The 8,603-nt window shown below is 32.4% G+C and carries 9 protein-coding genes and 3 pseudogenes; 1 reads left to right on the top strand and 11 read right to left on the bottom strand.

The genetic code is table 11. The annotated features are described in order from the left end of the window. Positions 1-141 precede the first annotated feature (141 nt). From ACWNMZ_RS25380 to ACWNMZ_RS25360, 5 genes are all read right to left on the bottom strand, one after another. Positions 142-270 carry a hypothetical protein gene (locus ACWNMZ_RS25380; RefSeq protein ID WP_268817980.1) on the bottom strand — a complete coding sequence of 43 codons (129 nt, stop codon included), beginning with the start codon at positions 268-270 and terminating at the stop codon, positions 142-144. Beyond that, positions 260-1,102 carry an MFS transporter gene (locus ACWNMZ_RS25375; RefSeq protein ID WP_449598956.1) on the bottom strand — a complete coding sequence of 281 codons (843 nt, stop codon included), beginning with the start codon at positions 1,100-1,102 and terminating at the stop codon, positions 260-262. The genes ACWNMZ_RS25380 and ACWNMZ_RS25375 overlap by 11 nt, the downstream gene beginning before the upstream one ends. Further along, positions 1,102-1,287 (bottom strand): hypothetical protein, encoded by a 186-nt coding sequence (locus ACWNMZ_RS25370; protein ID WP_449598955.1) that lies wholly within the window; start codon positions 1,285-1,287, stop codon positions 1,102-1,104. Before ACWNMZ_RS25370 ends, ACWNMZ_RS25375 begins: the two co-directional genes overlap by 1 nt. An 11-nt stretch (positions 1,288-1,298) precedes the next feature. Next, positions 1,299-1,448, bottom strand: a complete 150-nt coding sequence (locus ACWNMZ_RS25365) for a hypothetical protein (protein WP_449598954.1) — start codon at positions 1,446-1,448, stop codon at positions 1,299-1,301. An 81-nt stretch (positions 1,449-1,529) separates the two neighbouring features. Then, a complete protein-coding gene (locus ACWNMZ_RS25360; RefSeq protein ID WP_268817979.1) occupies positions 1,530-1,652 on the bottom strand; it encodes a hypothetical protein in 123 nt (40 codons plus the stop codon). 394 nt (positions 1,653-2,046) lie between these two features. Here ACWNMZ_RS25360 and ACWNMZ_RS25355 point away from each other — a divergent pair. Continuing rightward, positions 2,047-2,276, top strand: a pseudogene (locus ACWNMZ_RS25355) (IS66 family transposase); the annotation flags it as partial. A gap of 115 nt (positions 2,277-2,391) precedes the next feature. Here the strand turns inward: ACWNMZ_RS25355 and ACWNMZ_RS25350 are convergent. The 6 genes and pseudogenes from ACWNMZ_RS25350 to ACWNMZ_RS25325 form a co-directional block, all read right to left on the bottom strand. Next, on the bottom strand, positions 2,392-3,111 hold the full coding sequence (locus ACWNMZ_RS25350; RefSeq protein ID WP_051641031.1) for a tyrosine-type recombinase/integrase: 720 nt from the start codon (positions 3,109-3,111) through the stop codon (positions 2,392-2,394). 202 nt (positions 3,112-3,313) lie between these two features. After that, positions 3,314-3,742: pseudogene (gene tnpA / locus ACWNMZ_RS25345) on the bottom strand (IS200/IS605 family transposase). Positions 3,743-3,993: 251 nt separating this feature from the next. Next, positions 3,994-5,553 (bottom strand): hypothetical protein, encoded by a 1,560-nt coding sequence (locus ACWNMZ_RS25340; protein ID WP_065429145.1) that lies wholly within the window; start codon positions 5,551-5,553, stop codon positions 3,994-3,996. Positions 5,554-5,591: 38 nt separating this feature from the next. Then, positions 5,592-6,588, bottom strand: a pseudogene (locus ACWNMZ_RS25335) (ATP-binding protein). A gap of 15 nt (positions 6,589-6,603) precedes the next feature. Further along, positions 6,604-8,085, bottom strand: a complete 1,482-nt coding sequence (locus ACWNMZ_RS25330) for a hypothetical protein (protein WP_231512611.1) — start codon at positions 8,083-8,085, stop codon at positions 6,604-6,606. 177 nt (positions 8,086-8,262) lie between these two features. After that, the coding region (locus ACWNMZ_RS25325; protein WP_449598953.1) for a UPF0236 family transposase-like protein at positions 8,263-8,603 on the bottom strand (341 nt) is incomplete at its 5' end.

Genomic DNA, 8,603 nt, shown 5'->3' with positions numbered 1-8,603 from the left:
CAATTAGATACTCATCCTTATTTAATATTTTGTATTTCAACAATAATCAACTCCAAAATAAAATAATTTAAAAATTGGAATTTTTCCACTTGATTTTGAAAATAGAGTAAAAAAAAATAGTGGAACCACTTTGTTGCAAATTTATTTTTCCGCATCTTTTTTCTTTAATGCTTTTTTGTCTCCATTTATTTTTTTTCCTTTTTGCATAACTTTGCATTGAGTAACCTCAGGTTTAAGTTTTTTTACCTCTGGGTTTAAATTAATTTTCATATGTATCCCTCACAATCTCATTTTTCTTTATATTAAATTTATTTTTCAAAAATAAAATAGTAGAAAAGACGATAATTAGGCAGGAAATTGATAGATAAGTAAACTTCAATCCAAAGTTATCAGCAATTAATCCTGTTAAAGGTGATATTAAAGCAACGAATAAACTAATGAGTAAACTTGCACATGATAAGATTGTCGCTCTGTTTTCCGATGGAATATTATCATTTAATTTGGTGTAAAAATACGGACTTGCTATTCCTCGCACCACACTTAAAGCTACTAATATAATTAGCCCCCAAAAGTTATCAAGGATATAGAGCATAAAAGTTAGTATACTAAACCCAAGAATCAAAACCAGATTAGTATAATCTTTAAGCTTTAATGAAATTTGTTTACTCCTTTTCGAGAAAAACCCTGCAGTGATATTCAATATAAAAAATATAAAACCAAATTCAGTACTACTTATTTGTATTTCATACATAAATGGCTGATCATAAGCTTTAACTATCTGTATAACTGACATAATTAATACCAATGATAATGTGGCATTCAATACTTTATTTGTTTTGAAAATAATAAGTGTACTTGTTTTAATTATTTCAAAATGCCCTTTTTTTCTATTATTTTGGGAATATCTCACTTCGTCCTCTAAATTTATTGAAATAATCAATGCACACAGAAAAGTCCCAATAGTCATAATAAAAGGTAAATAAATATTTACCCCATATAGGATGCCAGAAATAATCGCAGCAAAACCCATATAATAAAATGTATAGCCTCGAATTCTCCCGTCAATTTCTTGAAACTCATTTTCATGTTTATACTTTTTCATCATGTCATATAAATATGCTGAATCCGTTCCGATAAAAACACTACTCCTAATGCCATTAGTACTGACCCCACATAAAATGAACCAAAGATATAAAAGACAATACTAATAAGTCTTAACAATACACTTATAATTAATGACACTTTTCTAGAGTATTTATCACTAATAATTCCTGCTGGAATTTCCATAAGTATAACGGTTATACAGAGACAGTTCCTATTAGCATTAGTTGTGTTATAGATAAACCGTGATTAAAAACAAAAAGAGCAAAAATCGCATCGATGAATAAAACAGAAGTAAGCACACTATATGTTCCAAATAATAACAAGGTTTTTTTATATGAGTTCATGAACAGTTTCCTCACCTATTATTTTTTTGTAAAATTACCGCCACAATTGTGGCGGTAAAATAAAATTGTAGCCGAAAAAAATTAACAAATATCAGTTCCTGGGTAATATAGTTCTAATTTTAATTCTTCATCTTCATTAGCCAATTCATTTTGTGTTTTAATTTCGGATAAAATGTCTTCAAGAGTATATTTTTCCTCACTCATATTCTCACCCCCATTCTTATTATTAATAGTTTTTTATTTGATAACCATTTGCATGGATACCATCAAAGTAAGCGGAATATATTAATTTATTCTTCAATACTATAATACAACTTTTTCCACATATGTCTGTTTGGTATTTGTTACAATATATTGAAATTTCTATGTAATCACATAATTGCATAAAAAAGAGACAATGACGATACCTTAAATCAGCTTCACGATAAAGGAAAATTAAAATAGAATACAAAGGTACTGTCGTTTAGATCAAAAATATACACAAAAAGGATAACCCTCTTGAGGTGATGGAAAGCAAGGGATTTGAAGGATTCATCAATATAAGAGTGATTGACGAAACGTTGAACGAGGGTGAGTTTTACTTTTTAAAAGAAGGTTCAACCGATCCGATGGGAAATCTGGTCAAACCAATCCCTATAATTGGGTGTATCGAAGTGTGCCAAGCCAAGGTCCAACCATGACTCTCTTTCAAAGCTCAGTATCACGTGCTCGATCTGTCCTTGAAAGTTTCATTAAAGGATATTCCGGAATGATTGTTTGTGATGGTTATTCTGCTATGATAAGTTGGAAGGCGTTACCTTCGCAAATTGTTGGGCGCATTATCCGAGAAGAATTACTGTATGTCTTAACATAAAACATTTCTTCTCTTTTTTCTTAGATAATCTTTTGATGTTTTTGACAAAAGTTTCAGTCTTCAGTTCAGAAAATCGGGAATTCTGATGCTTTATTCGTCATAAGACACCTCCGGGAAAACCTGCAGTGTGTAATCTTCAAACAGTTCCATAGCTTCAGGATAGAATTCGCTGCTGAATTTCAGATAACTCTCCGTTTCTTTAAGGCTGTCATGTCCCAGATATATAGATAAATAGGGAACCGATGCGTCAATCGAACGCCCTGACTTTTCAGCTTCTGCAAAGTATTTAAAGGCAAACACATGCATCAGGCAGTGAAGGCATGGTCCACGTTCCCGTTTTCCCATACCTTTCAATGATATGCCGGCATATTTCAGTATGGTATTGAGTTTATTACGAGCAGCTTTTACAGAAAGTGGTACTTCCTGTATTGCGCTGGGGAACAGTAATGCTTCGGCTTTTCCTATCAACCCCATTACTAAACAGTATCTAATCAAGATTGATGTCAAAGTCTCATGCATAGGTACTAGCCGTTGCTTGTCTCCTTTTGTCTGTTTTAGAATGAGGATTCCACCATCGAGATCCATATCCTTCATCTTCAAAGCTAGAGTTTCCCCTACGCGCAAACAGCAGCCATACATGATTCGGAGCATCATTGGAAACTCAAGCTGGATGTAGGGATTCGGTTGGCTCTTTGTAAGGGTAATATTATCGGATAATGCAAAAATCCTTTTAAGTTCCTCATCAGAAAAAAACTGGCTTTTTTCTGTCAGTGAAGCTGGAGCAAAAGCTAACGCCATTTGTTTAAGCATCACAAGCCATGAAATCTTAGATCAATACTTGCCCTGGTCAAAAATGATTCAGGCAGAATGTAGTAATTAAAATAAGTAAGTATCCGCCGGTAGAACCGGCGGTTTTAATTTCGCCCTATAAGGGCACTTTACCAACGAAGCCCCTAAAGTGACCGCCAACCGTTTACTCTCCCTACTTTTCTTTAAATGGATCGACGTATTCTCATTTGCTCATATTATCTCGCAAACGGTCTTCTGCTTCTTGCTCTCGAATAATATACTTTGCAATTGTTTTTTCGTTTAGTCCCACCGTACTTACGTAATATCCTTTCGCCCAATACGTTCGGTTTCCATGATTATATTTTAAATTTGCGTGTCTATCATGGATCATCAAGGAACTTTTACCTTTTAAATATCCCATGAAATACGAAACAGACATTTTCGGTGGTATTTTTACCAGCATGTGAATATGATCTGGCATTGCATGTGCTTCCATTATTTCTACATCTTTCATTTCACATAGTTTTCTCAAAATAGCACCTATATCTTTTCTTCATTTCCCATACACTACTTTCCTTCTGTATTTGGGAATAAATACGATATGATACTTACAATTCCATCTTGTATGTGATAAACTATTGTCGCTCGACATGAGCAGGACTCCTTTCGTTATTTGAAGTTGGTTTGACGGCCATCTTCTATTATAACGATTGGAGTTTTTTTCTGATACAACTCTACAAGTTTCATTTGCACACAGGCATATCCTGTGGTTTAAAAAGATTAATAAAAGCCATATATTCGATTTAAAAAATCGTGGTATATGGCTTTTGTGATGTAGACCGAAAAGGTGTTCTTTTTTATAGTTCAGGCTTACGCTATTCAATTTAAATACTCTGCTTTGTTTTATTTCATTTTGTCCATTGCTATTCGAATTGGAGATTTATAAGGCGGATACCTCTTAGATTTACTTATTGGACAATTTACTTGTTCACTGATGTCTTTTATGAGATTCTTCATGTAATTAATTCGTCCATTAGGAAAATAGAAAACTATTTCTTCATTTGAATTTTGCGGGATTTTTGCAAGGTACATAGGAATAGTATCATCAGGATGGAGTTGTTTAAATTTTTCTGGGTTTTGTACGACCTCTAACCATTTTATATAACGCTCAATTAATAAATGTGTAACGATTTTATTTAAAATATAATTTATTCTGCTAACATTATAATTTAAGAAATCAAGCTCTTCCTCTCTACTGATAGGATTTAATACTTCTTCTAGGTGTGTCATAAATGATCCACGAATAAATGAACTAAACCGTTCTCTTATGCATTCAAAATCATATGTTTCTCGAATTTTTGTTTGATTTTCTATTTTCCAAAATGAATCTATTCCTTCACACTCCATTTTCCACCAAGTAAATGATAATGCATGGGGACAAACATCACCATTTTGTTGGGCTTTATTGAAAATCTCAACGCATTTCTTGTGGTCCTTGATAATATTACGTAATATATATCTACTTACTGCTTTATAAATAATCCTAGTTTGTTTGTAGACTTCAAAGAAGAAACTATCAATTTTATGTTTTTCGTTGAATCTAAAGCGTGAAAATTGACGTGGAAAAGCAGTTAAATAATTTTCCTTTAACAACCTATAATCATTTTTAATTTTCAAGATTCCCTTATTAGAAGAAATTTTAATAATTTTCTCACTCAGAGCAGGGTTATCATTAAAAGCTCTAATCAATAATTGGGGCATCATTGTCAAGTAATCAGTATCATTAATAACAAAGTATTTGTTGTAATTATCAAAGGGGTAAATTAAATGATATTGATGAACTTTTTCACGAGGTAAATTTAACCATGAATTTATGATTTGGTTTTGAATTCTAGGTTGTTTTTTCCATGATAAAAATATTGACCGTATATTTTCTGAATCAAGAAAATCGTAACCACAGGTGCAACGAAAAGCCTCTTTGTTGCCTTTATTAATAAGATATTCTGGCATTAATTTATCACATTTTACGCACCTAACAATTAACTCTTGTTCTGGATGAAAAGCACAGTGATCAAAAATTTTCAGTTGGTGTAGAATACTATGATATCCTTTACTTAAACAAATAGGGCAATATGACAAGTTAGAGTGAAAATAATTAATTTCAAACTTAATATTGGGAATTATATGGATTAGTTTATCTGCTAAATTGTCATGGTACTCTTTTAGATCTATTCCAATAATCTTTTGACTCAATTCCGAATCAATGCTGAAAAAATAAACTAGATTACGGTGGCGGCTGCCAGCATTTGAAATGTTTTTTAATTGCCTAACATTTTTATTGCCGATTAAGGCTAAAATAGTATTTCCGTCAATAGCATTTGCCCACATAAATTTTTCTAATATTCCCCAAGATGATTCGTAGTCTTGAATCCATTCGGTAGACCAAGTAAATTGAAAGGTCATAACTTTCAACCACCTTTATCTAAGTAATGTATATTATATTAACTTATTTGATACAATTCTGATTGGATGTACCCAGAATTATTAATTGCTTCTTCCCAATGAGTTTTTTTATAGCCGGTAAATCTAAACCATTATTTCCAAATCGTTTTAAAGCATATTCTACAGTTAATGTAACATATTGCATTGGAATTTCTACTTTCTGAGGTAATCCGAATTCTCTTCTTAAATTTACAAAAACCTGAAATTATTCTTCGGCTGAATGATGCAACCTATATCCTCTTGTAAAAGATTCAGAAAAAAGTATTTAGTGAATGACCAGTTACTATTTGTAGGGTATTCACAATAATCGTCATATCCTGTTAAACAAATCCTTAAATTATTTAAATTTTCAATTCCCTTAAATTGATATTCATGGCTCATAAAGCGACCCACTATTTGAAATTTATCTCCACTGATAAACGCAGATCGTTGATGAACCAATTCTTTTTGTCCTACTAGAATAGTAGTTAAAGTTATGCCATAATGATCCAAATCATTATATAGATCCATTAACCAATCATAATGAATTTCTACAAGTCTTTGTGCATCATCTATAAAAAAAACAATCTTATTATTACCTGAGAAGTCAGCACGTTCTACTAGAAATCTTAATAGCCTTGTTCTCTTCATATTGGATTTTCCACTTATGATAATTGAATGTCCCACAGCATTTAATAAATCTTCAAAAAAGAAATTTTCATTGGGATTTTTGTATTTACGACAACGAATATGAAAAATTGGTGTATTTTCACCAAAGTCTTGTGGCAAACAATTAATTAAATATGAAATAGCTCTTGTTTTTCCTAATCTGGGACGACCATATATGATCGCACCCGGAGTTCTGTTTTCGACCCATTGAATGACAGTTTGATACATTCTATCGATCTCATTTGTTGAAATCAAATATTTACCCGTCTCAATGGGATGAGTTCCTTTTGGAATATAAGGTCTAATTAATATTTTATTAGATTGATTGGATTCCACTGTTTCTGACATTTTTAGGACCTCCAATTAAAAAATTATCGTTCTTTTTAAGATTCGCTTATCAGTTTGTTTATCCCCTGCTTCAGGTTCCTTATGCTTCCTAACATTAGATAGATCGGAAAGGTTTTCAAAATTTCCGTTAATAATGGTCCCTTTGTCTTCATTATACTTTGCTATTTGGTATCGTTCTTCTTTACTCTTTTGTTCTTTTTTTAGGGAAGCTAATTTGTTTCTGTTTGTTTTATTTTTTCGTGCTTCTTTTTCTAAGTAGTCTTGGTAAACTTGAATTGGATCATCATATTGAGTGAAATGTATTAACTTATTATTTTTTAGTTTATTTATAGCTTTTCTAGTTCTAAGGTCATGAGGGGTTATTCCCCATTTTCCAGTAGCACTTAAATTACCTAATTCACTACCATCATCTAGAAATGCTTTTACAATCCTTAAATCATCCGTGTTGACTAGCAGTTTAAGTGTTTTATTAACTAAATGTGGCGAACGGTTTAATACATCGTTCGTATATCTTACCCCTTCATAATTAACAAATGGTCTTCTTCCATTCTTTTCACTACCATTAACTCTTCTTGTAACTGTTAATGAAAAAAAGGCTATTTCATTACGTTTTTCTTCAGGTAACTGAAGTATTGTCATTCCTCTCGCTACTCTTTGTTCAAAAACTTCTAATGGGCTAAGATTACTATTTCCTTCATGTGGACTATCATTGTATTCAGCAATTAATACATCCGTAAGTTCTTCAAGGTGTTGTGCAGTAATTCTATATTTAATAGCATTTTCTTCTGAATTATTCCTTTTTGGGTCTTTTGGGTTACTTCCAGTTGTAGAAGGTAACCTATGAAACCCATTTTGCTCTAATGTCCGAAAAAAACGTTCGATAATAGGCCTTCTAACCGGAATTGCTACAGGTCCCAAATTAATAGAACAACCAATTAAGTCAACAAGTTTTTCTTTTACATTCTTTGCAATATTAGCTTTTGCATTGTCGTAGCAAAACTCGTCCCATAAACCAAAACTAGCTTCTGGAATTAAATTTGAAGGAAAGTTTGCTCTTTCCGAATAGTTTAATCCTTCAATAGTAAGCGATTTCCTTTTCCACGGAAAAATAGCATTCCTAATACACATTAGAACATCATGTGCAGAATATTCTTTATTTAGACAGAGATGATATCCTAGTATTGCTCTCGTAGCTACATCAACAATGGAAAGAATCCATATCCGATTCATTACTTCGATAATCTCATCACCCTCTGGGGTATTAAAAATTATTGCTATTGAAGTATCTATTCTATGACCGTCAAATTCCACTCGTTCTAGCGGTCTGATAATCATCGGATTGTTTTTGTTACCGATGCCGGTGTTTTTGGCAACCATAGCTGCTTGTTCACCATTCCTATTTGCTACTTCAACAAAATACGTTTTAGACAATGATTTTACATACCGTTCAAGGGACTTTATTGCCAATGAACTCGTGTTAAAAGGATATTCATTCATTTTAATCCCCAAAACTTTACATTCATTAATAAACTTCTTGTGTAAATTTCTTATGTTAATGAGATTGAGTCAAGTTTTTGTGGGAGTTTTTTTAGCTCCCTTTTTATAAAGTAAAACTTCTAATTTTGTATCCGCTTTCTAAATGTATTCTTTCATCAAAATTTCTTTTTTTCTTTTTTAAAAACCTTTTAATCCCTGTAAGGCAAAGTGAATGGGTTTTCCAATCGCCTGATTTAAGTATGGTATGTTCTGACGCACGGTTTCTGTTACTAATTTTGTGGGTATTTCTCTTTTCGGTCGATGCTCTTTCTTTGATTTTTCCGTGGTCTTTTCCCATTTCCCATATATCGTTTGGATGGATAGGTCATCCTTCAATCCAATCCACAAGCGTGCCATGCTCATGACCCCTTTTTTGCTCCATGCTCTTCCATTCTTTAATCGTTTGGCTAATTGATTCATCATCGCCTCTGCACTTCCCATTGGACGATACGCTGTCGTGTCCACACCTTTTTCCTGTA

It is taken from the genome of Niallia sp. Marseille-Q9988 (genome assembly GCF_976954375.1).
This window is presented reverse-complemented; position numbering and strand designations above follow the sequence as displayed.

Bases quoted from the DNA above. Each gene is read 5' to 3' on its own strand.
- ACWNMZ_RS25365 (WP_449598954.1), bottom strand. From the start codon at position 1,448: ATGAACTCATATAAAAAAACCTTGTTATTATTTGGAACATATAGTGTG.
- ACWNMZ_RS25380 (WP_268817980.1), bottom strand. From the start codon at position 270: ATGAAAATTAATTTAAACCCAGAGGTAAAAAAACTTAAACCTGAGGTT.
- ACWNMZ_RS25375 (WP_449598956.1), bottom strand. From the start codon at position 1,102: ATGAAAAAGTATAAACATGAAAATGAGTTTCAAGAAATTGACGGGAGA.
- ACWNMZ_RS25340 (WP_065429145.1), bottom strand. From the start codon at position 5,553: ATGACCTTTCAATTTACTTGGTCTACCGAATGGATTCAAGACTACGAA.
- ACWNMZ_RS25360 (WP_268817979.1), bottom strand. From the start codon at position 1,652: ATGAGTGAGGAAAAATATACTCTTGAAGACATTTTATCCGAAATTAAA.
- ACWNMZ_RS25330 (WP_231512611.1), bottom strand. From the start codon at position 8,085: ATGAATGAATATCCTTTTAACACGAGTTCATTGGCAATAAAGTCCCTT.
- ACWNMZ_RS25370 (WP_449598955.1), bottom strand. From the start codon at position 1,287: ATGGAAATTCCAGCAGGAATTATTAGTGATAAATACTCTAGAAAAGTG.
- ACWNMZ_RS25350 (WP_051641031.1), bottom strand. From the start codon at position 3,111: ATGCTTAAACAAATGGCGTTAGCTTTTGCTCCAGCTTCACTGACAGAA.